Raw genomic sequence first — 15,384 nt, forward strand, 5'->3', positions numbered from 1 at the left:
AGATGAATGCCGGATGGTCAGGCCAACGCACTGACGAAGATGTCGTGGTCCACGTTACCGCCGCTCAGTACCAGCACGACGGTCTTTCCGGCTACGTCGAGCTTTTCGGCAAGTACCGCCGCGAGCGGCACTGCGCCACCGGGCTCCACGACGAGCTTTAGTGTCTCGAACGCCACGCGCATCGCCCGACGCACCTCGTCATCGTCGACGATGAGACTCCCGGCCAGCAGTCTCTTGTTGATCGGGAACGTCAGCTTGCCGGGAGATGCGACCTGCAGAGCGTCGCAGATGGATCTGGCTCCCGCGGCATTGGCAACTTGCTCGCCCTTCGCAAGCGATCGTGCGTGATCGTCGAACCCCTTGGGCTCGACAGCGTAGAGGCGCGCTTGCCTGCAGTACGCGCTGATCGCCGTCGCGACCCCAGCGACCAGCCCCCCACCGCTGGCGGCCGCAAGAACCACATCAGGGACCGCGGACAGGGCCTGCGTTTGCTGCACGATCTCGAGACCGACGGTGCCCTGTCCGGCCATCACCTGACGATCGTCGTAGGGGGGAACGGTCACGGCGCCTGTGCGCTCCGCGATGTCCCGGCCAATTGCTTCCCTGTCGTCCGTTTGCCGGTCGTAGAGACGTACGGTTGCACCGTAGGCCCGCGCACCTTCGATTTTTGCCTTGGGTGCATCAGCCGGCATGATGATGGTGGCCGGCATGCCGAAACGCGCGCAAACCGCCGAAATTGCAAGCGCGTGATTTCCCGACGAGAAGGCGACGACGCCTCGTGGCCGCAGCGCAGCCGGAATTTGCAGCACGCGATTGCATGCGCCCCGGAACTTGAAGGAACCCGTCTTCTGAAGGCTTTCCGCCTTGACGAGCACACGGGCCCCTGTCGCACGGTTGAGCACCTCGCTCTCGAGCAGAGGCGTTCGCACGACGAACGGCAGGATGCGCACAGAGGCGGCTTCGATGTCGGCGACCGAGAAATCGCCGGATGAGAGATCGGTCATGGCATTCGCTCACGGTGAAAGACGTCAGCGCATTACATCAACCTCGACCGATTCAATCCAATGAAGAACAAAAATGATCACTGATCGAAATTCGTAATCGATCGACAACGCATGCCGGGCGTTCAATCGCGCGCCTCGACGCATTCGCGGCGCGCATGCGTCACGACTCGATCTTTCGGCCGCCGAACGCGGCGAGCAGCAGCAACCCGGCGAGCAACGCAAATGCAAGATGCAGACCGATCGCATGCGCAAAGAAGCCGACAATTGCCGGTCCGACCAGATTGCCGCCGTAGCCTAATGTCGTGATCGACGAAATTGCGGCAGAAGGATCCATTGCCGTTTGCCGCCCGGCAGCGGCGAACAGGATGGGTACGATGTTCGCGCACCCGGCCCCGCATACGGCAAACCCGACGATCGCGCCCGTGCCCGATGGCGAAACGATCGCGATGCACATCCCGACCGCGCCGAGGCTCCCGCCCGATACAATCATTGCGCGCGAACCGAATCGGGTAATCAACATGTCGCCGAAGAGTCGACCGATCGCCATCGTCATCGCGAACGCGGTGTATCCGAAGCCCGCGCGGTCCTGCGCATAATTCTTCACCGATGTCAGGAACAGCGCGCTCCAGTCGAGCATCGCGCCTTCGACGAGAAAGCATCCGATCGCAATGGCGCCCATCAGGACCACGATCCCCTGCGGCAGGATCAACGCCGACGCCGTGCGCTCGCCGGGCCCCGCCGACTCCAGGTATCGCGCGTAGCGAAACATGAGCACGGCGATGACGGCGACCATCGCACCCGCTACCCCAAGCGGATTCGCGCCGGCCGACAGCAGCGATCCGCCGACCAGCGAGCCCGCGATTCCGCCGACGCTGAATAGGCCGTGGAAGCCGGACATGAGTTGCTCGCCGCTTTGCCGCTCGATGAGCGTGGCCTGGATGTTCATCGCGACGTCGACGAATCCCAGGCCGGCGCCGAAGATCAACAGCGTGATCGCCATCGTGGGCATGCCGGACAGCGTCGCCAGGAGCGGAAGCGATGCGCAGATCATCGCGGCGCCCGCGCCGATGACCTTGCGGCAACCGAATCGCTCGACCGCGCGCTGACAGAGCGGCATGCATCCGACGGCGCCGATCCCCAGGAATAGCAGCAGGAAGCCGAATTTCGCTTCGTCGACGTCAAGCCGCGCCTTCGCATACGGCACCAGCGGCGCCCACGTCGCGACGCTGATTCCGGCGAGAAAGAATGATGCGCGTGTTGCAGCCCGTTTGTTGCTTTCGCTTGCAGTCTTGACGACCATGGTTTGGGATGTGTCCGACAAATCGGACATCTTCTGGATGAACGGATGATCCGGTCGTGACGTGTCCGCACCGGCCGTGACTGGCAGCCGGGCGCATCTGATGCAACGAGCCAGAAAATAAAAAAAGATCCCGAAAGTGCTCGGGATCAAAGGAGAAACGACCCGGGATGAGGCTGAACGTGTCCGCCCCGGTCGCTCAACGATTCAGTCCTTGTGGCTGCGGCCGAGTCTTTCGAAAATTTCCGGGCGCAGGTACTTGAAGTATTGTGCCAGTGCGATGCCGACGAGCAGCACACCAATCAGGCAGTAGAACATCCACACGTACTGCCCCGGATCGCCACCTGCCAGAACATCGAAGTGCTGCGCGATCAGCACGACGAGCGCGATGAAAAACACCGAGGAAATGGCGGGCGCGACCGCCGACTTGAAGAAGCTGACGCCCTGGTGTCTGCCGCTCCGGCCGTACCATACCAGCGACGAGATGCTGACGATGGCCATCAGAACGACGATCCCCGACGTACCAACTCCGGAGAGTTGCCCGTACAGCAGATCGGGCTTGGCGCCCATCGCGATGAAGGGGACCAGCACACAGAGCACCATCACCGACACCGTGATCGACGCGAGATAGGGCGACTCGTGCTTCGGATGAACCTTGCCGAGGAATCGCGGCAGCGCACCGTCGGTGCCTAGGTTGTGCATGTAGCGGGCCAGCACGTTCTGCGTGGACAGCGCCGATGCAAACGCCGACGTCAGCACCAGCAGCGAGATCACGACATGGAGACGGCCGCTGACGAACTTCGAGAATGCGTCGGGAAACATTGCGGCAGGAGTCTTGGTAGCGATGTCCTGGACATACGATCCATAGGCCATGATCAGCGCATACGCACAGATGGTATAGACGACACCGATGAAGATGACCGCACCATACGTGGCTACCGGAATCGTCCGATCGGGCATCCGGACTTCATCCCGGAACAGCGCGGTCGCCTCGAATCCCATGAAGAAACCGACGATGAACAGCACCGAGAACGGCACGCTCGCGCTCTTCGACAACTGGCTCGGCGCAAACGGCGCGGTTGCCGAGATGTCTGCCGCCCCGCCCTTCGCCAGCACGAAGAACGAGAAAATGAGACATACCGCGATCTCGAGCAGCATGATCCACGTCAGCACCTTCGCCGACAACTCGACATGCAGGTAGCTGAGGATCCCGCACGCCATCCAGCATGCGGTCGTCGGGATGTACCACGGGAGCACGGCGCCGGTCGTTTCATGAAGGAGATCGGAACAGGACACGCCGAAGAACGACGTCACCCCGGCGAGCAGCAGAAAATACGACACCGCCGCGAGGATGCCCGAGCCGAGGCCTGTCGACTTCCCGATGCCGAAACTGACGAATGCGTAGAAGTCGCCCGGGCGCTTGACGATGTTGTTGAGCGTCACGTAGCCGACGGAAAAGAACAGCAGAACGATCGTAACGACGACGAACAGGATCGGACTGCTGACGCCTCCGAACATCAGCGCGAACGGGATGTAACCGGACACCGTTGTCAAAGGTGCCGAGAACGCGAGCACCATCAGCGCCAAGCCGATCGGCCCCATGTTTCCGGATAACTTTTTGGGTGCAGATTCGCTCACGCGAATCTCTTGCATGTTCATCTCCATCTCCGTCCCACCTCCGTCATTATGTGAATCTTCGCCATACGAAAACACTGGGAAATGCAGCAACGACTGGTATTTGTCGGTTTATTTCGCTACATTTGTCTCACGATTTCGCTTCAAGAAGCTCTTTGTTCACGGCAAGTGAAACGATCGTCCACCTCCAAATTGAAGCGGTCCAATTGCGATTCGCGATTTGCGCTGATCGCCAAAATTTATCAACGCGACAGTAGGCCTGCCGTGCGTCCGATACTTGGCCACGCCGTTCGTCGCAATCGCCGTGAATCTGTTGCGCATGCCGTCACCCGCTGTCAGACAGGGCTGTATAGCGATGGCAAATATCCGGGAGGTAATACAAGGCAAAATGACGATCAGGGATCACGCGGACATCGGCCGGGATGCCTGGGTGAAACGCAGCTGGGGTGAGAGACCGCACGCGCCGGACGCTGGAAAACCGATTCAGCGCGACGAGCAGCCTCGCGGCTCGTCACGCGCTCTTGATACAGACGCCCGACTGGACGAGCCGTGGAAGGAAACCAGGCAATTTTGGAGAAAGCTCGAACGGCTTTCGGGTGTGAAGGCTGCGCGTGTGCGAGAAGACCGGACGGTAGTTCCATCCGGCAAAATCGCCTCCTCGAATCGCGCTGTGTCGGCCGGTAAGCAGCTCCCGAAGCATAGTGAAATAGCCCGACAAGGCGGGATACCTGCGCGGCGAGACAGGTCGCCCGCCCGTCCGTGTATCAAGCCGGGCTCGCGAAGCAGTGGCAAATACGAATCTTGTGGATCGTCGATGCCACGCCTCTGTCGTTTCCCGATCGGAAGTCAGATTTCCGTCACGAGTTTCTTTGCGCGCAGTACCGAGTTGGGACTCATACTGAGTTCGTCGACCCCGAGGTTCACGAACACCGGAATCATGCTTGGCCGAGACGCAGCTTCCCCGCACACGCCGACACTGATGTGCGCCCGCTTCGCCGCGTCGCATACCATCTTGATCGCCTGAATGACAGCCGGGTGCTCGGTCCTGTAGAGCGAGGCAAGGCTGGGATTCATGCGATCGACGGCCATGATGTATTGCGTAAGGTCGTTGGTGCCGATCGAGAAGAACGCGACTTCCTGCGCCAGCAGATCGGCAGTGAGAACCGCAGCCGGCGTCTCGATCATGATGCCGAGCTTCGGAACCGCAAACGGCACCCCCGCTTCGGTCAGTTCCGCAGCGATGCGCTCGATGATCGCCTTCGTGCGGCGAACCTCGTCGACATCGTCGACCATTGGCAGCATCACGCAGATGTTTCCGTGAGCCGCCGCACGCAGTAGCGCCCGCAGTTGCGGCTCGAACACTTCGGGGCAGTCGAGACACATCCGGATGCCTCGCCACCCCAGAAATGGATTCTCCTCCTTCGGGAAGCGAATGCCCGGCAGCGGCTTGTCGCCGCCAGCATCGAGCGTCCGAATGATGACAGGCCACGGGTGAAAGCGCTGTGCGAGGGTGGCATAAACTTCGTATTGCTCGTCCTCCGTAGGCACGCGCTGATGGTCCATGAACAAAAGCTCGGTACGGAATAGTCCCACGCCCATCGCGCCGGCTTGCAGGGCCAAGTCAAGTTCCGACAGAGAACCCATGTTCGCGGCGATCAGTATCTTGCGTCCGTCGCGCGTGGAGGGCTCGACGTCCCGGTAAGCAAGGAGCGCCGATTGCTGTTCGCGCTGCGCGTCGATACGGCGCGACAGTTCCTTTTCATGCGCGTCGGAATGGTCGAGCCAGACCTCCCCGGTCGTACCGTCAATCGATACACGTGCGACCGATCGCAGCCTGTCCTTGTCGATCGGCAGACCCAGAACTGCCGGAATGCCATGCGAGCGTGCGATGATCGCAACATGAGACGTCGCGCTGCCGGATGTGCAGACGATTCCGAGGATATTGGCGAGGTTCGCGCGCGCGAGATCCGGCGCGGACAGTTCTTCGGCAAGGATAATGCTCGGTACGTCCAGTTCCCGCAGCGACTTCTGCTGCTTGCCAAGAAGCACGGCCACGATCTCGCGCGTCAGGCCGCGAATGTCGTCGGCGCGGCTGCGAAGATACTCGTCCGTCATCGATTCGAACGCGAACGCCAGATCCTGCCCGCATTTCAGCGTAGCCGCTGCCGCCTCTCACAATGGTTGACGGCTTTCAGTCCGACAACGACCAACCGTTAGCCGTGCGGCGAACGAGACACCCGCCGCATGTCCGGTTAGTCAGCCGGTTAAGAAAGACGCCATCATCGATTACCGCGCCTGGTACTCGCGAATGCAGTTCGTCCAGAACTTGGGCGACTCATCGGCGACCGGCCGCGGCCGTAGGGCCCAGCACGAAATGCCATCGCCGGGCGATCTCCTCCGCTAGCGCCTCGCGTTGCGGACGCCGAAAGGTTCGACGACCGGATCGTCGGCATACACGGTCCGCTCCCGAACGACCGGCTAGATCTCGGCAGTCAGCTGCGGCAAAACACCAAAAAGATCACCCACGATGCCGTAGTCGGCCACGCTAAAGATAGGCGCTTCAGGATCCTTGTTGATCGCAACGATGACCTTCGAGTCTTTCATCCCCGCCAGATGCTGGATCGCGCCGGAGATACCCGCCGCGATATACAACTGCGGCGCGACGATTTTCCCAGTCTGGCCGACCTGATAGTCGTTCGGCACATAACCGAGGTCGACAGCGGCGCGCGACGCCCCGAGCGCCGCACCGAGCTTGTCCGCCAGAGGCGCCATCATCGCCGCGTAGTTTTCGGCACTGCCCAGCCCGCGACCGCCCGACACGATAGTCGTCGCGCTCGTCAGCTCGGGTCGGTCGGATTGCGTCAGCGCACGGCTCACGAACTGCGATATGCCGGCATCCTGCGCTGCATCCACCCGCTCGATCGCCGCATTGCCGCCGTCCGCTGCGACCGCATCGAAGCCGGTCGGACGGACGGTCACGACCTTGATCGAATCGATCGACTGCACAGTCGCAATCGCGTTGCCCGCGTAGATCGGCCGCTCGAACGTGTCCGGCGCAAGCACCGCAGTGATCTCGCTGATCTGGGCGACGTCGAGACTCGCCGCGATGCGCGGAGCAATGTTCTTTCCGTAAGCGGTCGCTGCAGCGAGGATGTGCGTGTAACGCTTCGCGATTGCAACGACCGTTCGCTCGACGTTCTCGGCGAGCCCGTCAGCAAGTTGCTGCGCGTCGGCCACCAACACTTTCGCCACGCCCGCGATGTTGGCCGCGGCCTGCACAACGGCTTGCACGTCGGAACCGGCAACGAGCAGATGCACGTCTGCGCCGATCTTTTGCGCCGCGGCCACGGTGTTCAATGTTGTCGCCTTGATGGAGCCGCCGTCGTGCTCTGCGATAACCAGTGCCGTCATCCCGATACCCTTACTCATAGCACCCTGGCTTCGGTGCGCAATTTGTCGATCAGCGTGGCAACGTCCGGTACTCTGATGCCGCCGCCCCGCTTCGGCGGTTCGGTGACCTTCAGGACCTTGATGCGTGGCGTCGCGTCCACGCCAAGATCGCCGGGCGTGATCGTGCTCAGCGGCTTTTTCTTCGCCTTCATGATGCTCGGCAGCGTGACGTAGCGAGGCTCGTTCAGACGCAGATCGGCCGTCACCACGGCCGGCAAGCGCAGCGCCAGCGTTTCGGCACCACCGTCCACTTCGCGGCCCACATGTGCCTTGCCGTTGGCGATCGTCAGCTTCGAAGCGAACGTGGCCTGCGGCCAATCGGCGAGAGCCGCTAACATCTGTCCGGTCTGGTTGCAGTCGTCGTCGATAGCCTGTTTGCCGAGAATGATCAGGTCTGGCTTCTCCTGATCTGCAACCGCCTTCAGGATCTTCGCGACGGCCAACGGCTGCAACTCTTCGTCCGTCTCCACCAGAATCGCACGGTCGGCGCCGATCGCCAACGCGGTGCGCAACGTCTCCTGCGATTGCGCCGTACCGCACGAGACAACGACCACTTCGGCGGCAACGCCCGCTTCTTTCAGCCGGACAGCTTGCTCGACGGCAATCTCGTCGAACGGGTTCATCGACATCTTAAGATTCGCGATGTCCACGCCCGTCTGATCCTGCTTGACTCGGACCTTCACGTTGTAGTCGAGCACGCGTTTCACACAAACCACGACTTTCAAAATTCCCCCTTACTCCTGTTGATCCCCAGCTTCGAACGGCGCTCGTGGCCATTTCAGTTCAGCGTCACCAGCTTCGCCGGGTTCATGATGTTCTCGGGATCCATCAGCCTCTTGATCTTGCGCATCAGTTCGAGCTCGACCGGGTTCTTGTGGCCAGGCAGCTTGTCGCGCAGCGAAACGCCGACGCCATGTTCCGCACTGATGCTGCCATTCAGCTTCCGCGTGATGTCGTACACGATGGAGCTGACCTCACTGGCTCGCACTTCGAATTCCTTGGCGCTGAGCCGGTCGCGATCGAAAATCGCGACCGCATGAATGTTGCCGTCGCCCAGATGCCCGACGAAAGACAACTGCATGCTCGGCTGATCCTTCAGTGCGCTCTCTACCTGCCTGACGAACTCGGCACACGACGATACCGGCACCGACGTGTCGTGCGACAGCACTCGCCCGGTCGCCACATTCGCCTCCGAAACCCTGTGCCGGATTGCCCAGAACGACTCCTTCTGACTGTCCGATTGCGCAATCGCGGCATCCGCCACCATGCCGCTTTCCATTGCGTCCGAGAGTACGTTGAGCAGCAGTTCCTCGACCGGCGCGTCCTTGTCCGGATCGGTCAGCTCGATCAGCAGAAACCACGGTGTACTACCGGTCAACGGCGATTGCACATCGGCATGGGTGCAGACGAGATCGACCTGCAGTTTGCTGAGGATTTCGAACGTGGACAGCCGGCTGCCGCAGCGCTGCTTGACCATGGAAAGCACCGACAACGCATCGTCTGCGGATGCCAGCGCGCAAAACGCGGTGGCTGTCACATGAGGCCGCGGATAAAGCCGAACCGAGGCCGCCGTGATGATGCCGAGCGTACCTTCGGCGCCGATGAACAACTGCTTCAGGTCGTAACCCGTATTGTTCTTGCGCAGCTCCAATAGGTCTTCGAGGATGTCGCCGTTCGGCAGCACGACTTCGAGTCCTAGAACGTGATCGCGCATCGGGCCATAACGAACCACCTCGAGCCCCCCGGCGTTCGTCGCGATGTTGCCGCCTATCTGGCAACTCCCTTCGCTGCCGAGACTCAACGGGAAGATGCGGTCGATCTCCCTGGCAGCGGCTTGAATGTTCGCAAGAACGCAGCCGGCCTCGACGATCATCGTATCATTCAAAACATCGACTTTCCGGACCCGGTTCATACGCGTCAGCGCAATCACGATGGCCGTTCCGGTCTCGTCGGGAATGCCGCCGCCGACCAGTCCCGTGTTGCCGCCTTGCGGCACTACGGGGATCCGATGAGTCGACGCATACCGCAGGATCTCGCTGACTTCTTTCGCGCTGCCGGGACGTACCACCGCGGCGCAGCGGCCTTTGAAACGCCCGCGCCAATCAGTCGTGAAGGAGGCGGTATCGCTTGGCTCGGTCAAGACATTCTCACGACCCACGATATCGATTAGTTTTTGAAGATGCGTACTATCCACGATTGCTCCCTAGCCTGCAGCTAACAAGGTGTGTCGATCACTCGCGTCGCGTCAGGAGTGACCCGTCTTGAAAGATTCGAAGATTTGATTGGCCCGTGTTACGAACGTGTTCGGACGAACCCGATCGAAGGCGTTTACATGTTCGGATAATTCGGCCCGCCGCCGCCTTCCGGCGTGACCCACACGATGTTCTGCGTCGGGTCCTTGATGTCGCAGGTCTTGCAGTGCACGCAGTTCTGCGCGTTGATCACCAGGCGGTCGCTGCCGTCGTCGTTCTTCACGAACTCGTACACGGCCGCCGGGCAGAAACGCCCCTCCGGCCCCGCGTACGTGTGCAGGTTCACGTTCACCGGCACGTTCGCATCCTTCAGCGTCAGGTGCGCCGGCTGGTTCTCTTCATGGTTCGTGTTCGAGATGAACACCGACGACAGCCGGTCGAACGTCAGCTTGCCGTCCGGCTTCGGATACTCGATCGGCTCGCATTGCGATGCCGGCTTCAGCATCTCGTGGTCCGCATGCTTGTGGTGCAGCGTCCACGGCACGTTGCCGCCCATGACCTTCTGCTCGAGCCCGACCATCAGCGTGCCGAGGTACAGGCCCTTCGCCATCCACTGCTTGAAGTTGCGCGCGCGGTACAGCTCCGTGTGCAGCCACGACTGCTTGAAGGCGTCCGGGTACGCGTTGAGCTCGTCGCTCTGACGGCCGGCCTGCACCGCGTCGAACGCGGCGTCGGCCGCCAGCATGCCGGTCTTGATCGCCGCGTGGCTGCCCTTGATCCGCGATGCGTTCAGGAAGCCCGCGTCGTCGCCGATCAGCGCGCCGCCCGGGAACACCGTCTTCGGCAGCGACAGCAGCCCGCCCGCGGTAATCGCGCGCGCGCCGTACGACACGCGCTTGCCGCCTTCCAGGAACGCGCGGATCGACGGATGCGTCTTGTAGCGCTGGAATTCCTCGAACGGCGACAGGTACGGGTTCGTGTAGCCGAGACCGACCACGAAGCCGACCACGACCTGGTTGTTGTCCATGTGATACAGGAACGAGCCGCCGTACGTATCCGACTTCAGCGGCCAGCCGGCCGTGTGGATCACGAGGCCCGGCTTGTGCTTGGCCGGGTCGATCTCCCACAGCTCCTTGATGCCGATCCCGTACGCCTGCGGATCCGCGTTCGCGTCGAGCTTGAACTTCGAGATCAGCTGGCGGCCGAGGTGGCCGCGGCAGCCCTCGGCGAACAGCGTGTACTTCGCGTGCAACTCCATGCCGAGCTGGAAGTTCTCGGTCGGCTCGCCGTCCTTGCCGACGCCCATGTTGCCGGTCGCGACGCCCTTCACCGAGCCGTCGTCGTTGTACAGGATCTCGGCGGCGGGGAAGCCGGGGAAGATCTCGACGCCCAGCGCCTCGGCCTGCGCCCCAAGCCAGCGCGTGACGTTGCCCAGCGAAATCACGTAGTTGCCGTGGTTCTGGAAGTTGGCGGGCAGCGCCCAGTTCGGCGTGGTGACCGCGCTCTTCTCGGACAGGAACAGGAAGCGGTCTTCCGTCACCTCGACGTCGAGCGGCGCGCCGCGTTCCTTCCAGTCGGGGAACAGTTCGTTGATCGCGCGCGGGTCCATCACCGCGCCCGACAGGATGTGCGCGCCGATCTCGGAACCTTTCTCGAGCACGCACACGCCGATTTCGGTGCCCTTCTCGGCGGCCAGCTGCTTGAGCCGGATCGCCGCCGACAGCCCGGCGGGGCCGCCGCCGACGATCACCAGGTCGTACTGCATCGATTCACGTGACCCCGACTCAGAAACCGAAGACATGCGCATTACCTTGGAACAATGTGAACGATTCGATTGTCATGACTTCGCTCGCTCATCAGCGGTCGCACTCGATCGATGTCGACCGGCCCGCATCGGCCCGCGTCGAACGCCGAGGCGACCGACTGAAGCGGCCTCCTCCATCTTCCTGGGAGGTCCGACGGGACCGCCGCGAGGGGCGCGTTACTGCGCCGTGTATCCGCCGTCGATGTACAGCTCGGTGCCCGTGATGTAACTGGCTTCATCGCTTGCCAGGAAGAGCACGCCATAGCTGATTTCTTCCGGACGGGCGCCGCGGCCCATCGGTGTGGCGGCGGCGAAAGCGCGGTTCGACTCTTCACCCTCTTCGGCTGCCATCGGCGTCATGACGAGACCCGGGCACACGGAATTGATCCGGATGCCGTCTTTCACGTACTGCAGTGCGGCGGCCTTCGTCATCATGCGCACCGCGCCTTTCGACGCCTGATACGAGAAGAATCCCGCGCCACCGACTGCGCCGTTGATCGAGCAGGTATTGACAATCGAGCCGCCGCCCGCTTTGCGAAGCGCGGGCACCGCGTGCTTGATACCCAGAAACACGCCCTGCTGGTTGATTGCCGTGATCTTGGTCCACGCGTCGACATCTTCTTCGTGCGCGCCCTTCATTGAACCAACGATGCCGGCGTTGTTCAGCACGATGTCCAGACGTCCCCAGCGCCGCTCGACTTCTGACATCGCCGCGACCCAGCTCGCTTCGGACGTGACGTCCATGCGCATATAGTTCACGTCGTGACCCGCATCGCGCAGCTCGGCCGCCACTTTTCCACCGGCTTCGTCGAGAACGTCGGTCATCAGCACTGTCGCGCCTTCCGCGGCGAAGAGCCGCGTATGAGCCTCGCCCATCCCGCGTGCGGCTCCGGTAATTAGCGTCACTTTCCCTTGCACTCGTTTCATGATTTCCTCTTGATCGAATCTCGACATTGTTACTGAATCGACTATCCACGACTGTCCTACGTTGGCACACCGTGGCGAGCCTGCCGCCGCACGATGAACGGTGAGCTACAAGCCTTCAATGATGGCTTCGGCCCAGGCGTTGAAATACCGCGGGTTTCGCGAACCGGAAGTACTGCGCCAGCAGCATTCCGCCCGCCTGCACTGCCAGCAGGCAGTAAAGCATCCACACGTATTGGCCCGGCTCTCCACCGGCCAACAATTCGAAATGCCGGGCAACCAGATAAAGCAGCCCGATAAAGAACACCGACGAAATCGCGGGCGCCAAACAGGCCTTGAGGAAGCTGACGCCGAGTTCGCGGCCGGCCCGGAAGAACCACAGAAGCGCCGACACGTTCACGATGGTCATCAGAAGCATGACGCCCGCGGCAGCGAGTCCGGTCAACTGGCCATAGAGCAGATCCGGTTTCGCGCCCATCACGATGAACGGCACCAGTACACACAACACCAGCAGCGAAACCGTCACCGACGCCAGATAGGGCGACGCATGCTTCCCATGCACTTTGCTGAGGTAACGCGGAAGCGCACCGTCGGTTCCGAGGTTGTGCAGGTAGCGCGAAAGAACGTTCTGCGTCGACAACGCGGACGCGAAAGCGGAGGAAAGCACCAGAACCGAGACCACCAGATGAACGCGGCCATTGACGAACCTAGAGAATGCGTCGATGAACATCGTAGCAGGCGCCTTCGTCGCGACCTCCTGCGCACTCGTGCCGTAGGCCAGCACCATCGCGTAGCTGCCGAACGTATAGAGAATGCCGATGAAGATCACCGAACCGTAAGTGGCGACAGGAATGGTCCGGTCGGGCATACGTACTTCGTCACGGAAGAGCGCAGTCGCTTCGAAACCGAGGAAGAAGGACACCGCGAACAACGTCGCGAACGCTGCGTTGTTGCGGGTGAGTTCGTGAGGAACGAAAGGCGTCATCGCGTCCACTTGATGCACGCCGCCCTTCAGCGTCACGCCGAACGAAAACAGTAGGCAGATTGCGACTTCGACCACCATCGCGGTTGTCAATACCTTGGCCGACAGCTCGACGTGCAGATAACCGAGCACGCCCACCGCAGCCCAATCCAATAGTGTGTACATATACCAAGGAAACGCCGAGCCGGTTATCTCGCGCTGCAGGTCTGAGCAGGCCACGCCGAAGAACGATGTCACGCCCGCAAGCAACAGGAAATACGACAGTGCGGCTAGAATTCCGGAGCCGAGGCCGGTCGACTTGCCGATTCCGTAGCTGATGAAAGCGTAGAAGTCGCCGGGTCTTTTCACGACGTTGTTCAACGTGACGTACCCGACCGAAAACAGCAGCAACATGACCGTTGCAATCGCGAATGCGAGAGGCGTTCCAATTCCGCCGAACATCACGGAAATAGGAATGTATCCGGACAGCACGGTCAGCGGTGCGGAAAAGGCCAGAACGGTGAGCGCCAGTCCCACCGGCCCCATATTCCCCGACAACTTCCTCGGCGCTTCGCTGGGCGCTCCATGGCCCAACACCACGTCGTTCATCTTCATCGAAATCTCCTTGAGCTCCATCACCTAGTGCGCGCCTCCACTTAAACACTGCCGACAGATGCTGATTTCAGGCTTTGGCCTGTCGGGCGGCGCTGCATGCGCGTGGCTTACTTTCTGTGGTTACCCGATCGAGCGCGGAAGAACTGAGCCGTTGTCTTCGAGCGTGTCCATTCGGGATGCTCGTTGCTTCGGGCTGCCCGCATGCTGCCTTTCATGCCAGGCAGCCCGACGACGCGAGGTTCAGTCCTTCACGTCGGCCGGCCGCTTCAATTCGGCCAGCGTTTCGGTCTTGAACTTCAGGTCCTTGATGCGAGGCAGCACTTCGGTCCCCAGCAGCTCGAAGTGACGGCGGTAGCGCTCCGCCTGGTCAAGGTAGTCGAACGTGAACGTGATGACCGTCCCGAAGCCACCCGAAGCCTCCAGGTCGCGTTGCAGTTTCTTCACCACGGTATCGGGCGAGCCGACCAGCCACTTCTCGCGCGCGAGGTACTCGATCGGCACGTCTTTGGCCGTCTGCACATCCAGCTCCGGCACCATCACTGGCAGGAAGCCGCCACGCTCGTAGCCCGGCAGCATCCACTCGCGATACGCCTGCCCCATCGCGCCGTTCACCGCCAGATCCATTGCCTCTTCGTCAGTATCGGCGACCAGAATGTTGTGGGCAATGCGCCACTGGTTGCGGTCGGCCACCTTGTCCGCGCTCTCCGCGCCTTGCATGTAGCGATACCAGTGGCCAGCCAGATATTCACGGCCCACATTGAAGCTCATCGGGATGTAGCCGAGCTTGCCCGCCTGCGTGAGCGTCTTCGACGCCGGGCTCAGGCCGGCCATCGCCAGCGGCGGGTGCGGCTTCTGATGGGGCTCCATGAACGGTCCCTGCTGCACCTCGTCATAAGCGGGAATCTCGAAGCTCCAGAACTTGCCGCGATATTCAAGCGGTCCCTTCTTCTCCCAAACCGCCTTCATGATGTCCACGGCCTCACGCATCATCTCGTTCGGGTTGCTATTGCCGTGGATCTTGTGATCGGACGGATAGGCGCCCGCGCCGATGCCGACCATCAGCCGGCCACCGGTCATCATGTCCAGTTGCATCAGCCGATGCGCGAGCGCTACCGGATTGTGATTGGCCGGCACGTTCGCGCCCGTGGCCAGCTTGATCCGCGAAGTCTGCATCGCTGCCGCGGCCAGATACAGCTCGGGGCTGCACACTGGCTCCCAGCGCATCGTGCTGTGCTCGGCCACCCACACTTCCGAGAGGCCGAATTCTTCAGCCCAGCGAATGCACTGCATGTCCCATTCGAAACCCGCACGCAAATCGGTCTGCGGCGCGCGAAACGGTACAACGAACAATCCAATATCCATCATCGACTCCAAACTAAGAGGCCAGTTCAAAAAGACCCTCGAGGGGCTGTTAACTTCGCCGGCGACCTGTTAACCTCAAGCATCTGAGCAACGGGATCATGAGGAATGCAAGCGCCGATCGTTGATGACGAATTGTGGAT

At 61.5% G+C, this 15,384-nt stretch carries 11 protein-coding genes; all 11 read right to left on the bottom strand.

Translation table 11 applies throughout. The features are described 5' to 3' along the window. Window positions 1-17 precede the first annotated feature (17 nt). Entirely contained in the window at window positions 18-1,004 is a 987-nt protein-coding gene (locus G3N64_RS26860; protein ID WP_205786615.1) for a threonine/serine dehydratase, read from the bottom strand. Between the two features lie 160 nt (window positions 1,005-1,164). Continuing rightward, a complete protein-coding gene (locus G3N64_RS26865) occupies window positions 1,165-2,304 on the bottom strand; it encodes an MFS transporter (RefSeq protein WP_205786616.1) in 1,140 nt (379 codons plus the stop codon). A gap of 204 nt (window positions 2,305-2,508) precedes the next feature. Further along, window positions 2,509-3,903, bottom strand: a complete 1,395-nt coding sequence (locus G3N64_RS26870; protein WP_205786617.1) for an APC family permease — start codon at window positions 3,901-3,903, stop codon at window positions 2,509-2,511. Window positions 3,904-4,782: 879 nt separating this feature from the next. After that, window positions 4,783-6,090 carry a phosphoenolpyruvate--protein phosphotransferase gene (ptsP, locus tag G3N64_RS26875; RefSeq protein ID WP_277399133.1) on the bottom strand — a complete coding sequence of 436 codons (1,308 nt, stop codon included), beginning with the start codon at window positions 6,088-6,090 and terminating at the stop codon, window positions 4,783-4,785. 324 nt (window positions 6,091-6,414) lie between these two features. After that, complete coding sequence (locus G3N64_RS26880; protein ID WP_124474568.1) at window positions 6,415-7,347, bottom strand: FAD-binding protein; 933 nt, start codon at window positions 7,345-7,347, stop codon at window positions 6,415-6,417. 14 nt (window positions 7,348-7,361) lie between these two features. Next, window positions 7,362-8,111, bottom strand: coding sequence for an electron transfer flavoprotein subunit beta/FixA family protein (locus G3N64_RS26885; RefSeq protein WP_205786618.1), 750 nt, complete (start codon window positions 8,109-8,111; stop codon window positions 7,362-7,364). 53 nt (window positions 8,112-8,164) lie between these two features. Next, window positions 8,165-9,580, bottom strand: coding sequence for an FAD-binding oxidoreductase (locus tag G3N64_RS26890; RefSeq protein ID WP_124474570.1), 1,416 nt, complete (start codon window positions 9,578-9,580; stop codon window positions 8,165-8,167). 134 nt (window positions 9,581-9,714) lie between these two features. Further along, the gene (locus G3N64_RS26895) at window positions 9,715-11,379 is read right to left on the bottom strand and encodes an electron transfer flavoprotein-ubiquinone oxidoreductase (protein WP_241021232.1); all 1,665 of its coding nucleotides are present in this window, start codon (window positions 11,377-11,379) and stop codon (window positions 9,715-9,717) included. 180 nt (window positions 11,380-11,559) lie between these two features. Continuing rightward, window positions 11,560-12,309 carry a glucose 1-dehydrogenase gene (locus tag G3N64_RS26900; protein WP_205786620.1) on the bottom strand — a complete coding sequence of 250 codons (750 nt, stop codon included), beginning with the start codon at window positions 12,307-12,309 and terminating at the stop codon, window positions 11,560-11,562. A gap of 115 nt (window positions 12,310-12,424) precedes the next feature. Beyond that, window positions 12,425-13,882 carry an APC family permease gene (locus G3N64_RS26905; RefSeq protein ID WP_175887242.1) on the bottom strand — a complete coding sequence of 486 codons (1,458 nt, stop codon included), beginning with the start codon at window positions 13,880-13,882 and terminating at the stop codon, window positions 12,425-12,427. Between the two features lie 240 nt (window positions 13,883-14,122). Beyond that, the gene (locus G3N64_RS26910) at window positions 14,123-15,244 is read right to left on the bottom strand and encodes an LLM class flavin-dependent oxidoreductase (RefSeq protein ID WP_175887241.1); all 1,122 of its coding nucleotides are present in this window, start codon (window positions 15,242-15,244) and stop codon (window positions 14,123-14,125) included. Window positions 15,245-15,384 lie beyond the last annotated feature (140 nt).

Source organism: Burkholderia sp. Ac-20344, assembly GCF_017104975.1.
Classification (GTDB): domain Bacteria; phylum Pseudomonadota; class Gammaproteobacteria; order Burkholderiales; family Burkholderiaceae; genus Burkholderia.